The sequence below is a fragment of the Asticcacaulis sp. EMRT-3 genome, from assembly GCF_030027245.1.
Lineage (GTDB): Bacteria > Pseudomonadota > Alphaproteobacteria > Caulobacterales > Caulobacteraceae > Asticcacaulis.
Genome location: NZ_JASERT010000001.1, coordinates 2,668,362 through 2,684,813 on the forward strand (window position 1 = coordinate 2,668,362; position 16,452 = coordinate 2,684,813).

General features: G+C 61.9%; 16 protein-coding genes. 8 read left to right on the forward strand and 8 right to left on the reverse strand.

The window, feature by feature from the left end:
• Positions 1 to 12: 12 nt before the first annotated feature.
• Together QB905_RS12535 and hemC are read right to left on the reverse strand one after the other, a co-directional pair.
• Positions 13 to 759: a uroporphyrinogen-III synthase gene (locus tag QB905_RS12535; protein WP_282975359.1), complete on the reverse strand. Its 747-nt coding sequence runs from the start codon at positions 757 to 759 to the stop codon at positions 13 to 15.
• 2 nt (positions 760 to 761) lie between these two features.
• The gene (gene hemC, locus QB905_RS12540; protein WP_282975360.1) at positions 762 to 1,706 is read right to left on the reverse strand and encodes a hydroxymethylbilane synthase; all 945 of its coding nucleotides are present in this window, start codon (positions 1,704 to 1,706) and stop codon (positions 762 to 764) included.
• A gap of 127 nt (positions 1,707 to 1,833) precedes the next feature.
• On the opposite strand from hemC, the gene tsaD reads away from it, so the two are divergent.
• The 4 genes from tsaD (at position 1,834) to QB905_RS12560 (ending at position 6,240) form a co-directional block, all read left to right on the forward strand.
• Positions 1,834 to 2,982 (forward strand): tRNA (adenosine(37)-N6)-threonylcarbamoyltransferase complex transferase subunit TsaD, encoded by a 1,149-nt coding sequence (gene tsaD / locus QB905_RS12545; protein WP_282975361.1) that lies wholly within the window; start codon positions 1,834 to 1,836, stop codon positions 2,980 to 2,982.
• The gene (locus QB905_RS12550) at positions 2,979 to 3,986 is read left to right on the forward strand and encodes an NAD(P)H-dependent glycerol-3-phosphate dehydrogenase (protein ID WP_282975362.1); all 1,008 of its coding nucleotides are present in this window, start codon (positions 2,979 to 2,981) and stop codon (positions 3,984 to 3,986) included. The genes tsaD and QB905_RS12550 overlap by 4 nt, the downstream gene beginning before the upstream one ends.
• A gap of 82 nt (positions 3,987 to 4,068) precedes the next feature.
• Positions 4,069 to 5,244: an ATP-binding protein gene (locus QB905_RS12555; protein ID WP_282975363.1), complete on the forward strand. Its 1,176-nt coding sequence runs from the start codon at positions 4,069 to 4,071 to the stop codon at positions 5,242 to 5,244.
• 72 nt (positions 5,245 to 5,316) lie between these two features.
• Positions 5,317 to 6,240, forward strand: coding sequence for a VOC family protein (locus QB905_RS12560; RefSeq protein ID WP_282975364.1), 924 nt, complete (start codon positions 5,317 to 5,319; stop codon positions 6,238 to 6,240).
• Positions 6,241 to 6,245: 5 nt separating this feature from the next.
• Here the strand turns inward: QB905_RS12560 and QB905_RS12565 are convergent, their stop codons facing one another.
• Together QB905_RS12565 and QB905_RS12570 are read right to left on the reverse strand one after the other, a co-directional pair.
• Entirely contained in the window at positions 6,246 to 8,507 is a 2,262-nt protein-coding gene (locus tag QB905_RS12565; RefSeq protein ID WP_282975365.1) for a glycoside hydrolase family 3 C-terminal domain-containing protein, read from the reverse strand.
• An 82-nt stretch (positions 8,508 to 8,589) separates the two neighbouring features.
• Positions 8,590 to 9,483 (reverse strand): SDR family oxidoreductase, encoded by an 894-nt coding sequence (locus QB905_RS12570; protein ID WP_282975366.1) that lies wholly within the window; start codon positions 9,481 to 9,483, stop codon positions 8,590 to 8,592.
• A gap of 241 nt (positions 9,484 to 9,724) precedes the next feature.
• On the opposite strand from QB905_RS12570, the gene QB905_RS12575 reads away from it, so the two are divergent.
• Positions 9,725 to 10,543 carry a helix-turn-helix transcriptional regulator gene (locus QB905_RS12575; protein WP_282975367.1) on the forward strand — a complete coding sequence of 273 codons (819 nt, stop codon included), beginning with the start codon at positions 9,725 to 9,727 and terminating at the stop codon, positions 10,541 to 10,543.
• Positions 10,544 to 10,741: 198 nt separating this feature from the next.
• Here the strand turns inward: QB905_RS12575 and QB905_RS12580 are convergent, their stop codons facing one another.
• Positions 10,742 to 11,479 (reverse strand): creatininase family protein, encoded by a 738-nt coding sequence (locus tag QB905_RS12580; RefSeq protein WP_282975368.1) that lies wholly within the window; start codon positions 11,477 to 11,479, stop codon positions 10,742 to 10,744.
• A 217-nt stretch (positions 11,480 to 11,696) separates the two neighbouring features.
• On the opposite strand from QB905_RS12580, the gene acs reads away from it, so the two are divergent.
• From acs to QB905_RS12595, 3 genes are all read left to right on the forward strand, one after another.
• Complete coding sequence (gene acs / locus QB905_RS12585) at positions 11,697 to 13,652, forward strand: acetate--CoA ligase (RefSeq protein WP_282975369.1); 1,956 nt, start codon at positions 11,697 to 11,699, stop codon at positions 13,650 to 13,652.
• Positions 13,653 to 13,771: 119 nt separating this feature from the next.
• Positions 13,772 to 14,020, forward strand: coding sequence for a hypothetical protein (locus QB905_RS12590; RefSeq protein WP_282975370.1), 249 nt, complete (start codon positions 13,772 to 13,774; stop codon positions 14,018 to 14,020).
• An 83-nt stretch (positions 14,021 to 14,103) separates the two neighbouring features.
• Positions 14,104 to 14,238 carry a hypothetical protein gene (locus QB905_RS12595; RefSeq protein WP_282975371.1) on the forward strand — a complete coding sequence of 45 codons (135 nt, stop codon included), beginning with the start codon at positions 14,104 to 14,106 and terminating at the stop codon, positions 14,236 to 14,238.
• Here the strand turns inward: QB905_RS12595 and QB905_RS12600 are convergent.
• From QB905_RS12600 to QB905_RS12610, 3 genes are all read right to left on the reverse strand, one after another.
• Complete coding sequence (locus QB905_RS12600) at positions 14,218 to 14,862, reverse strand: DNA-3-methyladenine glycosylase family protein (RefSeq protein ID WP_282975372.1); 645 nt, start codon at positions 14,860 to 14,862, stop codon at positions 14,218 to 14,220. The two genes, QB905_RS12595 and QB905_RS12600, sit on opposite strands and share 21 nt — an antisense overlap.
• Positions 14,863 to 15,124: 262 nt before the next feature.
• Complete coding sequence (locus QB905_RS12605; protein ID WP_282975373.1) at positions 15,125 to 15,946, reverse strand: peptidase; 822 nt, start codon at positions 15,944 to 15,946, stop codon at positions 15,125 to 15,127.
• Complete coding sequence (locus tag QB905_RS12610) at positions 15,946 to 16,401, reverse strand: DUF350 domain-containing protein (RefSeq protein WP_282975374.1); 456 nt, start codon at positions 16,399 to 16,401, stop codon at positions 15,946 to 15,948. Before QB905_RS12610 ends, QB905_RS12605 begins: the two co-directional genes overlap by 1 nt.
• Positions 16,402 to 16,452: the final 51 nt, after the last annotated feature.

Genomic DNA, 16,452 nt, shown 5'->3' on the forward strand with positions numbered 1-16,452 from the left:
TCTCTTCGTTTATCAGGTCAGTACAAGCTGTTCTAACATGGAAGCGCCGTCAGGAAACGCGGAAATGCGATGATGCGCCGGATCGGGGGCCAGTTTTTGCAAAGGCGGCGCCGCCATCGCCAGCGCTGCCGCCGTGGCCTGCCAGACGCTTTGCGAAATGCAGATAAAGGTCAGGCGCTGGCTGAACGCCCTGTCGGGGCGCTGTTGCAGCCGGTGATCAAGCGCCCGCACCGCCGCCGCACCGCCGCGCGCTGAATGGACGAGCACATAGTCGATACCCGCCGGATCGGGCAGGTCCGGCACGATCTCCACGGTTTCGTAAACGGCGGTTTCGCTGACCGTGAAGCCATAGTTTTGCAAGGTGGCGGTCAGCGGCCAGGCGGGTTCAAGCGCGGCGGCATAGAAAAATCGTGTGCTGTGATCGGCCTCGGCGCGGATGCGGGCGGACAGAGCCTGCACATCGCCCCTGGCGCTGAGGACGTGCTGGAATCCGAGCTGGCGTGCGGTCTGCGCTGTGGCATCGCCGACGCACCAGACGGTGACGGCGCGGCGCGAACAGATGGCGCTAAAAGCTTTCAGGCCATTGCGGCTGGTCACGATCAGGGCGTCGAAGGCGTGGGGGTCGATCACCGGTCGCAACGGCCTGATGTTTAAAACCGGGGCGATCAGGGGCGTAAAGCCGCGCGCCTCAACCGCTCTGGCCGTGGCCGTCGCGCCGTCTTTGGTGCGCGTGATCCACACGACCGGCCCCGCGCCCATAATCAGCCCACGGCCAGAATGAGATCGGGCCCGGCCTCGGCCCTGATCTCCTCGCCGAGTTTACGGCCCAGGGCATGGGCGCTCTGTGCGTGGGCGGCGGCCAGCGTGGCGCGCCTTTGCCAGCGCTTTTTGCCATCGGCGCTTAAGGCCTCGACGAACAGATGCAGGCTTGTGCCGTCAAGCCGGGCATAGGCCCCCACCGCCGTGCGGCACGAGGCTTCGAGCGCCTCCAGCGCGCCGCGTTCGGCCCGCACGCAAATAAAGGTCGGTTCATGGTGAAGTTTTTTCATCCAGTCCGCCCCGGCGTCTTCGCTACGGCACTGGATGGCCAGCGCGCCTTGGCCGGGGGCGCTGGCATAGATGTCGGGGTCGATAAAGGAGCGGATATGCGAATCGAGCCCCAGCCGGTTCAGGCCCGCCGCGGCCAGCAGCAGGGCGTCGCACTCCCCGGCCTGCAACTTGGCCAGCCGCGTATCGACATTGCCGCGCATCATGACGATCTGAAGGTCGGGGCGGCGGCTGAGGGCCTGGGCCTGACGGCGCATCGAGGCGGTGCCCAGCCGCGCGCCCTGCGGCAATTCGCTCATCGAGACATAATTGGGGCTTAAAAAAGCATCGCGCGCATCCTCGCGTTCGGGCACGGCGCACAGGCTAAGGCCCGGAATATCATCGGCGGGCATGTCCTTCAGCGAATGAACGGCCACGTCGATTTCGCCGCGCAGCAGGGCGTCTTCGATTTCCTTGGTGAAGAGCTGCTTGCCGCCCGCCTCGATCAGGCGGCGATCCTGAATGCGGTCGCCCGCTGTCGAGATAATGGTCAGCGGCGCGATCTCATCGGCGCGTGACGGGTCTTCATTCAGGGCGGCCACGATGCGGCGCTGCACCCAGCCGCACTGGGTCAGGGCCAGTTTCGAACCGCGCGTGCCGATTTTCAAGCGTGCCGTCATCTCGTCTCCGGGCATTGGATGTGAGGCTTCGCGGCGACAAGCTGCAAAATCGCTTGACGCCGCCCCTTTCGTCTTTGTCTAAGAGACACCACTTTTCGCATTGGGTTACAAGGCCGCTTTACCGCACATGACGCCTCATCCACCATTATCCGATCCCGCTCTGACCGTGTTGGGCCCCCTGACTGTGCTGGGTATCGAATCGAGCTGTGATGAAACCGCCGTCGCCGTGGTGCGGCGCGATGGCGCGGGCACGCATGTCTTAGCGAGCCTCATCTATTCGCAAACCGCCGAACACGCCGAATTCGGCGGGGTGGTGCCGGAAATCGCTGCGCGCAGCCATGTCGAAACCATTGACGAACTGGCGCAGCGCGCTTTGGCCGAGGCCGGTCATCCGGCGCTCGACGCCGTGGCAGCCACGTCCGGCCCCGGCCTGATCGGCGGGGTGATGGTGGGTTTGAGCTTCGCCAAGGGATTTGCGCTGGCGCGTGATTTGCCGCTCATCGGCGTCAATCATCTCGAAGGCCACGCCCTGTCGGCCCGCCTGAGCGAGGACGTGGCCTTTCCGTTTTTGCTGTTGCTCGTATCGGGCGGCCATTGCCAGCTTTTGAGCGTGAAAGGCGTTGGCGATTACGAGCGCCTCGGCACCACGATCGATGATGCGGCGGGCGAGGCATTCGATAAGACGGCCAAGATGCTGGGCCTCGGCTATCCGGGCGGGCCAGCCTTGGAAGCCTGTGCCAGGGACGGCGATGCGGCGCGGTTCAGCCTGCCACGCGCCCTTCTGGGCCGCAAGGACTGCGATTTTTCCTTTTCCGGCCTGAAAACCGCTGCCGCGCAACTGGCCCATGCCGAGGTGAAAACGCTTAAGGATCGCGCCGATCTGTGCGCCTCAGTTCAGGCCGCGATTGCGCGCCAGCTTGTCGAGAAATCCGAGCGCGCCATGAAGCTTTTCTTGCAGGAAAATGCCGTGGAAAAACCGGCCTTTGTGGTGGCAGGCGGGGTGGCGGCCAATCAGACGATCCGCGCCGTGCTGAAGGCTGCTGCCGAAAAACATGGCTTCGTCTTTACCGCTCCGCCGTTGAAGTACTGCACCGACAATGCCGCCATGATCGCCCTGGCAGGCCTTGAACATTTCGCCAAGCTTTGCGACAACAGGGCCGATCTGAAACAGAAAAGCATGGGCCTGTCGGCGCGTCCGCGCTGGCCGCTCGATGAGATCCGCGCCGCCAGCCAGCCGGTGCATAAAAAATCAGGCCGCAAGGGAGTAAAAGCATGACGGTGGAAACCTTCACAAAGGTCGGCGTCATCGGAGCGGGCGCCTGGGGCACGGCTCTGGCTCAGGTGCTGACGCTGGGCGGCAATGCCGTTTTGCTGCACGCCCGCGAGGCCGAGGTGGTGGCCTCGATCCGCGATGCGCGCGAAAACACGCTCTATCTGCCGGGCGTGACCCTGTCCGACGCCATCACCGTGACCTCCGATCTGGCGGTTCTGGCTGGTTGCGACCTGATTCTGGCCGTGCCGCCCGCCCAGCATATGCGCGCTACCCTGACCGCCTTTAAGCCGTTTGCGCAGCCGGGTTTGCCGGTCGTTCTGTGCGCCAAGGGGGTGGAGCGCGGCTCCGACGCCCTGATGACCGAGGTGCTGGGCGATGTGCTGCCGGAGGTGGCGCAGGCCGTGCTGGCCGGGCCCAATTTCGCCCGCGAAGTGGCGCTGGGCCTGCCCTCGGCCGTGACTCTGGCCTGCGCCGATATGGCGATGGGCGCGAAGATCGCCGCCACCCTGGCCGGGCCCACCTTCCGGCCCTATCAGTCGAACGATCTGATCGGTGCGGAATCGGGCGGGGCGATCAAGAATGTCATCGCCATCGCCTGCGGTATCGCGGAGGGCAAGGGGCTGGGCCGCAACGCCCATGCCGCCCTGATCACGCGCGGTTTTGCCGAAATGACGCGGCTGGCTATGGCGATGGGGGCGCAACTCGTCACCATGACGGGCCTGTGCGGCATGGGCGATCTGGTGCTGACCTGCTCATCGCCGCAATCGCGCAATATGAGTGTCGGTCTGGCGCTCGGCAAAGGCCAGACGCTGGAAGAGGCGCTGGCCGGTAAGGTGTCGGTGGCCGAGGGCGTGCAATCGGCGCCCGCCGTCTGCGATCTCGGCAGAAAATTCGGTGTCGATCTGCCGCTGTGCAATGCGGTTAATGCCGTGCTGACCGGCGCTCTGTGCGTCGATGGCGCGATTGATGCCCTTTTGTCGCGCCCACTCAAGACAGAGCGGGTGTAGCTGTTTATAACCATGTATATCGTATATGTGTTATACGGAGATATACATTGCTATAAATTATTAGACAGGCTACATGTGGCCTATGAAATCGATTTCGAATCCTTTTGCGCCCGGTGCCGGTTCGCAGCCTCCGGAACTGGCAGGGCGCGATCAGATTATTCAGGACGCGGACATTGCCCTGCAACGTATTTTGCTGGGCAGGCATGACCGATCCCAGATACTGCTGGGTCTGCGCGGGACAGGAAAAACCGTTCTGCTGAACAAGATCGAACAATTGGCGGAACACCACGGCCACCTCACCTCCTTTATCGAAGCACCGGAAGACAAGACGCTCGCGGAACTTCTTTATCCGCGCCTTCACCAGACCTTGCGCAAACTGTCCTTCGTGGAAAGCGCCAGGGTCGCCGTATATAATGCCACGCGCGCCCTGCGGGCGTTTGCGGGCGTTTTCAAAATTTCGATGGACGATTTGTCGCTATCGGTTGATCCCGAAGCCGGCACGGCGGATAGCGGCATACTGGAATATGATCTCAGCGATCTGTTCGTGCGCGTCGGCGAAGCGGCGAAGGCAGCCAACAAGGCCTGGAGCCTGCTGATCGATGAGGTGCAATACCTGTCGGAAGAGGAACTGTCGGCCCTGATCGTGGCCCTGCACCGCGTCAACCAGAAGTCATTGCCGATCATTTTCTTCGGCGCCGGATTGCCGCAGGTGGCGGCACTTTCCGGCAATGCCAAATCCTATGCCGAAAGACTGTTCAAATATACGACGGTTGACAAGCTGGACAGGGTTTCCGCCGCCGCAGCCATAAGACAGCCGGTAGTGGATGAGGGTGAAGCCATTTCTGATGAAGCGCTGGAAGCTATTTTCGAACATACCAGCGGCTACCCCTATTTTTTACAGGAATGGGGGTATCAGTCATGGAATATAGCCAAAGCCTCGCCCATCAGCGCCGAAGATGTGCGGCAGGCTTCGGGCGCGGCTCTGACGCGGCTTGATGATGGCTTCTTTCGGGTGCGCTTTGATCGCCTGACTCCCAAGGAACGTGATTATGTTCAGGCCATGGCGACGCTCGGCAAGGGGCCTTATCGCTCTTCCGATGTGGCGGATGTGCTGGGAGAAACCGTGCAGGCCCTTGGGCCTTGCCGCGCCAAGATCATTAACAAGGGCATGATCTATAGTCCTGCTCATGGCGATATTGCTTTCACAGTGCCGATGTTCGAGGATTATCTGAAAAGAATCCTGGCGTCGGCAGCCTGACGCAAAAGTCTCGCCGGCTGCGGGAATCCCTGCTAGCTTCGCCGCAATCATAAAAACAGCGGAGGAGAGACTATGAAAGCCCACTGGAAAACGCTGGCCCTTGCCTCGGCCCTGATGGGCGCGGCCTGTCCGGCCCTGGCGGCACCGCGCCCGGCGATCACCGGCGTTTCGCATATCGCCATCTACAGCGCCGACCCGGCCAGAACCGAGGCCTTTTACGTTCATGATCTCGGCGCGACAAAGGGCTCCGATCCCGAAAATCCGCTCGGCGCGCGCTATTATTTTTCACCCGGCCAGTTTGTCGAATCCCTGCCCCTGCCTGCCGGTGCGGGCGCTGACCGGCTCGATCATATCGCCTTCACCACGCCCGATGCCGCCGGTTTGCGCGGCTGGTTTGAGACACAGAAGATCACGCCGGGCGCTTTGATGCGCGGCAGCGATGGCAGTCAGTGGTTCGATGTCAGCGATCCCGAAGGCAACAGGGTCGAGTTTGTGCAGTATCCGGCGCAACTGCCCGATGTGCCGAATGATCCTCTGTCGGATCACATCATCCATGTCGGGCTGATCGTGCATGATGCCGCGAAGGAAGACAGGTTTTACCGCACCCTGCTCGGTTTTCGGCCCTATTGGCATGGCGGCTTTGATGACCATAAGGATGACTGGATTTCGCAGCAGGTGCCCGATGGCGGCGACTGGATCGAATATATGATCCAGCCGGGCACCGGCCCCATTCCTGCCGGGATGAGCCAGCAGACGGCGGGTGTGCTCAACCACTTTTCACTCGGCGTCGCCAATATCGAGGCGACCTATACGACCCTGTGGAATGGGGATCGCCTGAAAGGGCAAGACCCCAACACCGTACCCAAGATCGGGCGTGACGCCAAGTGGCAGCTCAACCTGATCGATCCCGATGGCACGCGCGCCGAAATCATGGAATTCCACGCCATCGGCACGCCGTGCTGCTCGCCCTTCACCGCGCCCGATCCGGTGAAATAGGTCAGCTATTGTCCGCTGACATAGTGGCCGTTGACATCGAAGACCAGCTTGCCAAGCGTCACCTGCACGCTGGCTTGCGTATCGGCAGCGGAGGCACCCGCCGTCACCGTGTAGCTGCCCGGTGCCACCGTCCATTGCTTTGAGGTGGAATTGTAAGTGGCCAGCAGGCGCGGATCGATGGTGATCTGCGCCGTCTGGCTCTGAGCGGGGGCGAGGTCGAGCTTGGCGAAGCCGCCGAGGCGTTTCGGCGCTTCCCAGTTCGCACCGGACACGCCTTGACCCGACACATAGATCTGCGCCACATCCTTGCCCGCCACCTTGCCGGTGTTTGTCAGGGTTACGGCCACGATCAGCCCGTCATGCGTGACATCGACCGGATGCAGATCGCTTAGGGTGAACTGCGTATAGCTCAGGCCGTAACCGAACGGAAACAAAGGCTTATAGCCCTTCTTGTCGAACCATTTATAGCCGACAGCCGCGCCTTCGACATCGTAATCGGCGGTGTAGCGGCCATCATGTTTCGTATCGCCCTTGCCGCCAGCCAGTACCGGATGCGGCAACTGATCGAGCGAGGCCGGGAAGGTGAGGGGCAGATGGCCCGACGGATTGACTTCGCCGGTCAGGACGCGGGCAATCGCCTCGCCGCCGCCTGCACCGGGGAACCACGCCTCGATCACCGCGCCCACATTTTCAAGCCACGGCATGGTGACCGGATCGCCGGTTTCCAGCACCACCACTGTATGCGGATTGGCCCTGGCGACGGCGGCGATCAGGGCGTCCTGATGGTTCGGCAGGGCCAGGTCTTTCTGGTCCATGCCCTCGGCTGACCACTGGGTGGCGAAAACAATAGCGATGTCGGCGTTGGCCGCCAGCTTCGCTGCCTTGCCTGCGTCCTTGCCGGAATCGTACACCACGCTGGCGGAGGTGCGCGCCTGCACCCCCTTCATCGGCGAGGACGGATCATAGACCATCGGGCCGGGAAAGGCGTCAGGCCCGTCATTGGGCAGGATCAGCCCATTGGCGGGCGCGCCATGCGGATAGACCTGTGACGAGCCGCCGCCCGACAGCACGCCGACATCGGCATGGCCGCCGATGATGACGATCTTTTTCGCCGTCCTGGCCAAAGGCAGAATGCCGTCATTTTTGAGCAACACAATGGCCTCTTCTTCGTCGGCCTGACTGACGGCGGCATCGGCAGCATAGTCGATCCTGGCTGACTGATCGCCTGCCACCGGATCATCGACGAGGCCATGCGCGAACATGGCGTAGAGGATGCGGTGAACCATGTCGTCAAGCCGCGCCTGCGGCACCTGACCCGCCGCGATGGCGGCCTTCAGCGGCTCGGCGAAATAGCGCGTCTTGCCGAAGGGCCAGCCCGATTGCTGGTCAAGGCCGCTATTGGCCGCCTTGACGGTGGAATGGGTGGCGCCCCAGTCGGTCATGACATAGCCCTTGAAGCCCCAGTCGGTCTTCAGCACATCACTGAGCAACCACTTGCTTTCGCAAGCATAATCGCCATGCACGATATTGTAGGAACACATGACCGAGCCGGGCTGGCCGATCTCATTGGCGATCTGGAAGGCCAGCAGGTCGGAGGTGCGCGCCGCCGCGTCGTCGATCTTGACATCAAGGTCGGACTGGCTGGTTGACTGGTCGTTGAAGGCGTAATGCTTCAGCGTCGAGATAATATGGTTCGACTGGATGCCCTTGATTTCATTGCCGTCGATAGTGCCGGCCAGCAAAGGGTCTTCGCCGGCATATTCGAAATTGCGGCCATTGCGCGGATCGCGGGCCAGATTGACCCCGCCGGCCAGCATGACGTTAAACCCTGAAAAACGTGCCTCATGGCCGATCATCGCCCCGCCCTGATAAGCCAGTTCGGGGTTCCAGGTGGCGGCGGTGGCCATGCCCGATGGCAGGGAGGTGCGCAGGCGCGGCGTGGGCGAACGCTGGGTGGCGACCCCGACCCCGGCGTCGGTCTGCCATTGCGCCGGAAGGCCGAGACGGGCGATTCCGGGTACGAAACCGGCGGAATCGGGCAGGCCGTCGGCGGGCGCTTTAAAATTTTCCCACGGTGCGTCGGTTGAGAAATAGCCGAAGACCAGTTGCAGCTTTTCGTCCTGCGTCATGGCGGCCACCGCCGCATCGGCGCGCGCCTCGGGCGACTGGCTGGCGTCAAGCCACGGCTGGGCAGGTGCGGCGGTCTGGGCGAAGGCGGGCACCGTGATGAGCGCCATGACGGAACCGAGCAAAAGGGCCTTGAACATGCGGTTATCCTCTCCTGATTTTTTTATGATCCGCAGTCTTGCCCCCGGCCCGCCTTCGCGTAAAGCCGTTTGTGACGGACGCCTACCGGAAATAGGCATCGCCATCGAGGTCGGCCAGCAGATCGGGCTGGCTCGGTGCCCAGCCCAGGGTTTCGCGCGTCCATTGGCTTGAGGTCGGGTTGTCAAGCCTGGTGAAATGGCTGAACCAGCCGAAATGATCCGCAGCCTCTTCCGGGGTCAGGCTGACCACGGGCAGGTTCAGCCCCTTGCCGATGGCGGCGGCGATGTCGCGGAAACGCGTGCCTGCGTTCTCGGCGGCGTGATAGCGGGCATCGCTGGCATTGCGTTCGAGCGCGAGGCGGAAAACCTGCGCCGCATCAAGGCGATGCACACCCGGCCAGACATTCTCGCCCTCGCCGATATAGGCCGATTTCCCCTTGTCGCGTGCCGCCTGGATCAGCATCGGCACGAAGCCGTGATCGCCCGCGCCATGCACCGAAGGCGGCAGACGAACGACTGACACATTGACGCCGCTGGCAGCGGCAGCTTCGGCGGCCTGTTCGGACGCGATGCGTGGCAGGGTTGTGCGTGCGTCGGCGGTGCGCATGGTTTCGCTGGCACCCGGCACACCCGCGGTTATGCCTGTGCCGGACGTGACCACGAACGGCTTGCCGGTATGGGCCAGAACCCCGGCCATAGCGGTGATGGCGCGCCGGTCGATCTCGCAGTTTTCGACGAATTTCGAGAAGTCGTGGATGAAGGCGGTATGGATGACGCCATCGGCGGCCTGCGCGCCCCTGATCAGGCTGTCCACATCCTCAACATCCCCGCGCAAAGCTTGCGCGCCCGCCGCTTCGATCGCCGCCGCCGAGGCGTCTGACCGCGCCAGACCCAGCACACTATGGCCGTGGCGCAAAAGCTCCTGCGTCACCACTGAGCCGACCCAGCCCGACGCACCCGTTACAAATACCCGCATATCTTTTCTCCGTTTTAACACCACATTGCGATGACCGTTATCGCAATGTGGCAAGGCCGACTGGCCGCCCGAGCTTATGCGAGGAGCCATGCGGCGTTTGAGCTGCAAAAATGCTAATACCAACTTGCAACCTTTAGATTCTTGTCTGTGCAAAGTTGGTATTAGATGGACGAAGAGGGATATGGCGCGTATTTTATCGGGGTAAAAGACGTGAGTTTATACAGGTATAATGACTAACAGCATGACGGATGATAATGCGCTTGGCGCCTTTCTGAAAGATCGCCGCGCCCGGCTCGATCCGGCGGCCTTCGGCATTCCGCTGACGCGCAGGCGTACACCCGGTCTGCGCCGCGAAGAGGTGGCCAGTCGCGCCCATGTCAGCGCCACCTGGTACACCTGGCTGGAGCAGGGGCGCGGCGGGGCGGCCTCGGCCGATGTGCTGGAACGGATCGCGCGCGCCCTGATGCTGACCGAGGTGGAGCGCGAACACCTGTTCCTGCTGGGGCTGGGCCGTCCGCCGGAAGTGCGTTACCGCGCGACTGAAGGCGTCAGTCCGCGCTTGCAGGGCGTGCTCGACGCCATGCCGTACAGCCCCGCCTTTATCAGGACGCCGATCTGGGACATTATCGCCTGGAACCGCGCCGCAGAAGCCGTTCTGACCAATTACGGCGTGCTGACGCCCGGTCAGCGCAATATTCTGCGCCTGATGTTTTCTACCGATCATATACGCCAACGCCAGTCGGACTGGCTGGCCGTGGCGCGTTTCGTGGTGGCGACGTTTCGCGCCGATGTGGTGCGCGCCGGGGCGGCCGGTGAGGTGCAGGGGCTGGTGGATGAGCTGTGCGCCATGAGCGCCGATTTCGCTGCCCTGTGGCGCGAAAACGATGTGCAGAGTGGCTTTGGCGAGCATCCGAAGCGCATCCAGCACCCGCTGGCGGGCGCGCTGTCGCTCGATTATTCAAGCTTTGCCGTTGATGGCCGCTCCGATCTCAGCCTGGTCGTCTATACGCCCTCGACCCCGGAGGATGTCGCCAAGGTGAAGGCGCTGATCGAGGGGTAGGAAGAGGATTTTTGCCACGAAACAAAGTTCGGCGAAGCCAGGGTGGAATAAGGATCAACCACGGAAAACACGGATCGCCGCTAAAGCGACGTCACGGATGAAGGGTTGGGCATTCATTTAGAAATCCGTGTCATGGCTGAAGGCCATGATCCGTGTTTTCCGTGGTTTTATTCTTGTTCTTCTGTAACTTCGAAAACCCTACTCCGCCTCGAATTTTGCCACGTCATCAAGCAGACCTTTCACGGCGGCGGCGATGATCTCTTCGCCTTGCGCCACCGTGGCCAGAGATGAATCCGAGCCGATGCGTCCGTCGGGGAAGCGGTGGCGATAATCGAGTGCATCACGGATCGGGCCGGAGGGCGCGATCTGCGGCTCCATCGCGGCGGATTTGACGAAATCGGGATAGGCGGCGAAGGTGACGGCCAGTTCCGAAGGCGTGGCGTGGCTGCCGTGGCCGGTGGGATAGAGCCTGGCGCACAGGCGCATGACGCCCGGCAGATCCCACCAGTTGCGCAATTTGAGAATGAACGGGCACGGTTCGGCTGTGTAGGAAAAACCGGCATAGATTTCCGAGAAGGTGGCCTCGATGGTGGCGACATTGCCGCCGTGGCCATTGAGGAAATAGATGCGGTCAAAGCCGTGACGGTTGAGCGAGGCTACCCAGTCCTCGATGGCCGCCATGAAGGTAGAGGGGCGCAAGGAGATGGTGCCGGGAAAACCGAGATGATGCTGGGCCATGCCAATATTGAAGGTAGGCGTGATCAGAAGATTGCCCTCCTTTTCCGCCGCCTGGGCGATGATTTCCGGGCATAGCCAGTCGGTGCCGAGCAGGCCCATTGGCCCGTGCTGCTCATTGGAACCGATGGGGATGATGATGGTGCGTGAGGATTTCAGGCGTTCGTCGATTTCGCACCAGGTGGACATATGAAGCAGCATGATAGACCTCCGGTGGCGGCAAAGCGGCATGTTACGGTGCGCGGGCGCGGCTTGCCAATAGGTGATCGGGCCCCGCCTTCTATATTGTGCTGTTAAATGCCCTATGACAGCGCCGTCATGGGCGATTTTTCGCATTGGTCTTATGGACAGGCAAAAAACCATTCCGTAAGGTCGCGGCAAGGCCGTAAAAGGCCGCGAAAATCAGAGGAAACGCCCCATGAGCGATGCCGCAAGCGATAATACGCTGTTCCCCGTTCCCGCCACCTTCGTCCGCGAGAAAACCCTGACCGCCAAGGGCCTTCAGGCGCGGCATGACCTGTTCGCCCGCGATCCCGAAGCGCACTGGCGCACACTGGGCGAAGCGCTCGACTGGATGACGCCGTTCAGCAAGGTCAAGGACGTGTCGTATCAGCGCGAGGATTTTCGCATCCGCTGGTTTTATGATGGCCAGCTCAATGTGTCCGTCAACTGCATCGACCGCCATCTGGCGACGCGCGGCGATTCCGTGGCCTTCATCTTTGAGGGCGATGATCCGGGCGTCTCCTACAGCGTCACCTATAACCAGCTTTCGGTCGAGGTGAATAAGCGCGCCAATCTGCTGAAACACTACGGCGTCAAGAAGGGCGACCGCGTCACCCTCTATATGCCGATGATCCCTGAGGCCGCTTTCTTCATGCTGGCCTGTACGCGGATTGGCGCGGTGCATTCCATCGTGTTTGGCGGCTTCTCGCCCGACAGTCTGGCCGGGCGCATCCGTGATTGCCGTTCTGATATTGTCATCACCGCCAATGAAGGTTTGCGCGGTGGCAAGACGATCCCGCTCAAGGCCAATGTCGATCTGGCCGTGCTGCAATGCCCCGATGTGCGCCATGTGCTGGTGGTCGAGCATACGCCCGCCCACTACCTGACCCATGAGGGCCGCGATATTTCGGTGTCGAAGGCGCTGGAGGGCATGTCGGATGTCTGCCCGCCCGAACCGATGAATGCCGAAGACCCGTTGTTCATCCTCTATACGTCGGGCTCGACCGGCAAGCCAAAGGGCGTTTTGCATACCACCGGCGGCTATCTGGCCTGGGCGGCCTATACCCACAAGACCGTCTTTGATTATCAGGAGGGCGATGTCTATTGGTGCACCGCCGATGTCGGCTGGGTGACGGGCCATTCCTATGTCGTCTATGGCCCTCTGGCCAATGGCGCCACCTCGCTGATCTTTGAAGGCGTGCCCAACTACCCGGATTCGTCGCGCTTCTGGCAGGTGATCGACAAGCATCAGGTCAATATCTTCTATACCGCCCCCACGGCCATCCGCGCCCTGATGCGCGAAGGCGAGGCACCGGTCAAATCAACCTCGCGCGCCTCTTTGCGTGTGCTCGGATCAGTAGGCGAGCCGATCAATCCCGAAGCCTGGCTGTGGTATCACCGCGTGGTCGGCGATAGCCGCTGCCCGATTGTCGATACCTGGTGGCAGACCGAAACCGGCGGTATCCTGATCACGCCGGTGCCGGGGGCTATCGCGCTCAAGCCCGGTTCGGCCACCAAACCCCTGCCCGGTATCCAGCCCTGTCTGGTCGATGCCGAGGGCCAGGTGCTGGAAGGCGCGGTCGAAGGCAATCTGTGCATCACAGATTCCTGGCCCGGCCAGATGCGCAGCGTTTACGGCGACCATCAGCGCTTCCTCGACACCTATTTTTCGACCTATCCCGGCAAGTATTTCACCGGCGATGGCTGCCGCCGCGACGAAGACGGCTATTACTGGATCACCGGCCGCGTCGATGATGTGCTCAATGTGTCGGGTCACCGTATCGGCACGGCCGAGGTCGAAAGCGCGCTGGTCGGCCATTCGGGCGTTACCGAGGCCGCCGTGGTCGGCTATCCGCACGACATCAAGGGGCAGGGCATCTGGTGCTATGTGACGCTGAAATCCGGCCTGACCGGCACGGATGCGCTCAAAAAAGAACTGCGCGATCATGTGCGGCAGGAAATCGGGCCGATTGCCTCGCCCGACGTGATCCAGTGGGCGCCCGGCCTGCCCAAGACGCGCTCCGGCAAGATCATGCGCCGGATTTTGCGCAAGATCGCGGAAAAGCAGCCCGACCAGTTGGGTGACATCTCGACCCTGGCCGATCCGTCGGTGGTGGCCGATCTGATCGAAGGCGCGAAGGGACTGGGTTAACCGAAGGACCGGGATGAGAACGGCGTTCTTATCCCGGCCTTATATCAGGCGTTCCGATCCGAACCCGCGCCTTATGAAGGCGGGTCTATACTCTTCTGTTCAACCAGAGGAGACGCGCCGTGACGCATGACAATAAGAATTCCGCCGCTGCGGATCGGGCTGCAAAAGGCAATGCCGGTATCGATCCCGAAACCGGCGAAGGCCGCAAGGTGTTTTCGCCCGGCGAACTGAACAATGCCGGTGAAGACAAGGAATATTTCCACCCCGACAAGGATCACAAGTTCGAGGTGCCGAAAGACGCCAATAAGCACGCCCTGAAGCCTGATGTCGAAGTGGCCCCCGGCAATACGCTCAAGCCCCAGACCTGATGAAACCAGGCCTGATGAAATACGCCTTGTTGTTTGCGTGAATAGGGCGCATGACCCGTGCTCATAACCAACAGGAGGCCAGCATGGCCAAGGGACAAAAAAAGAGCACGCGCGAAGTGCGTAAGCCGAAGGCTGACAAGGCTGCCACGCAAAAGGCAGCGCCTTTGTTCGCCAATGGCTCGCTGACACCCGCGCCTTCAGGCAAACAAAAAGCCTGACGTCATCTCGCCGCGTTTGACGGCGCCATACCATGCCCAGAGCAGGTGCGCGGCCACGGAGCGATAGGGCGACCAGATTCGTGCCCGTTCGGCGCAGGTAGGCTCATCGGGCCGCGCCTGATGACCATCCAGCCAGCCGAGCGCCTCACGCAAAGCCACATCGCCGGTCGGGAACAGATCGAGGCGGCCTTCGGCGAACATCAGATAGACTTCCGCCGTCCAGCGGCCAATGCCCTTTTGCGCCATCAGGGTGCTGGCCGCTGTTTCTATATCCATCTTCATCAGGGCGGCGGTATCGAGATCGCCGCGCAGCATGGCTTCGGCCAGCGCCCTGGCATAGGCGATCTTGGGCCGCGACAGGCCATAGGCGCGCAACGACTCTTCTGAGTGGTCAAGCAGGTTTTGCGGCGTCAGTTCGCCGACACCGCCCTTGAGGCGGGCCAGAATCGTGTCGGCGGCCTTGACCGACAATTGCTGTTCGACGATCAGGCCTATCAGAGCCGGAAAGCCGCCGGGCCGCAGGCGATACTGGATATGGGCGAAATGGGCGCACAGGGGCTTGAGGCGCGGATCGCGCGCCGACAGGTGGGCCAGATGGTCGGGATCGAGGGCATTGCCGGTCATGGCTATCGTTTATAGGCGTGATAATATTTGTTTGCATCGCATAATCTTCCCCTCTTCCCATGACAATGGGGAGAGGACGGGAGCCAAGCGCAGCGATGGCGACCGGGTGAGGGGCATTCCTGATAGACCCACCAAGCCCCTCATCCGACCTTCACTGCGTTCAGGCCACCTTCTCCCCTTGAAAGGGGCGAAGGGAAGTTAAGCTGATCGAGTTTAATATCATCAGACCTTAGCACGCCGTTTGCGAAAAGCCGTCAGCAGATTACGACTTGATGCAGCCGACCTGCGCCACACGATACTCGCGGCGTAATGTATCGGCGATAATGCCGTAATTATTCTTCGTGACGATGGCTTCCGATTCGTAATCGGGGACGCGGTCGGGTGGATTGCCGATGGCCTGCACGGTCTGGGTGGTTGAGGTATAGATGCGGCCACGGCGCGGCGCTTCTTTCAGGGTAATGCCAACGACGCGCGAGGTGGCATCGATGGCCGGTGCGCCGAGAAGCTGGTTGAGATCGCCCTTAAGGCCCTCGGTCTGGCCCGCCTTGGCCCAGGCCAGCACGGTTTCATTATGCTCGAAACGCTTGGAATGCTCGATCACCGTCTGGCCGATCAGGCGCGCCGTGGCCTCGCCGACCTCGCCGCCGGGAAAGCCCGGCATGAAGACGCGCATCCCGGTGGTGACATCCTTCGGATGATCGAGCGGCAGCGGGCGGCCCGCCCCTTCGGTGACGGCGATGACGTAGTTGTCCATATTGGCGATGGGCCGCACGGTAAAGGGCACGCCGAGATTGCCGCCGATATTGAGGAAGGGATGGCTGCACTGGCGGATCGAATCGCGCGCCACGATCCATTCGCCGGTTTTCGAGATCGAGAAGGCCGTGCCGGTCATGACCTTGGTGTCGTCCACCGGCAGATTGATGATCGATGTGGCCGCAAACGGCGTGAAATTGGCGAACAGCGCCATTTCGCCGATGCCGGGCGGCGGCGGCGCGGGCGGCGCGTTCGATGTCTCGTGCCACCTGCCGGGGATCACCACCAGGGCGATGACTCCACAGCCGTAGAAGAGCCAGTCGAGTTTCATCAGCCTGCCACCGCCGCGGCCAGAACGAGGGCGGCGGCCAGTTTGGCGGCCACCAGCAGCACGGCGGCGGACACTTCGCCCTCATTGATGCGCGCGGGCAGGCCGGTCAGCAGGAAGTCGATCAGGCGGAAAACGAACAGTTGCAGCACGATGGTGGCCCCGCCCCACAACAGGATTTCCCGAAAAGAGGTCGAGGCGGCCATCGAAGCGGCCAGCGGAATGGCCAGGCCGATAATCACGCCGCCAAAGGCGACGGCTGCCGCCGAATTGCCTTCGCGGATCTGCTGGATTTCCTTGTAAGGGGTCAGAACCGAATAGATGGTGGCGCCGATCAGCAGCATGAAGAGGGTGACGCCGGCATGGAGCAGGGTGACGGGGAAACCGGCGGCAAAGGCCTGCATTTCCGGGCGCAGGATTTCCGGCGACAGGAAATTAAAGTTAAAATCGGATGTCATCATCTTCCCCTGAACACGCTTTTCAGCCGGTACTGGTCACGCTGCGCTGGT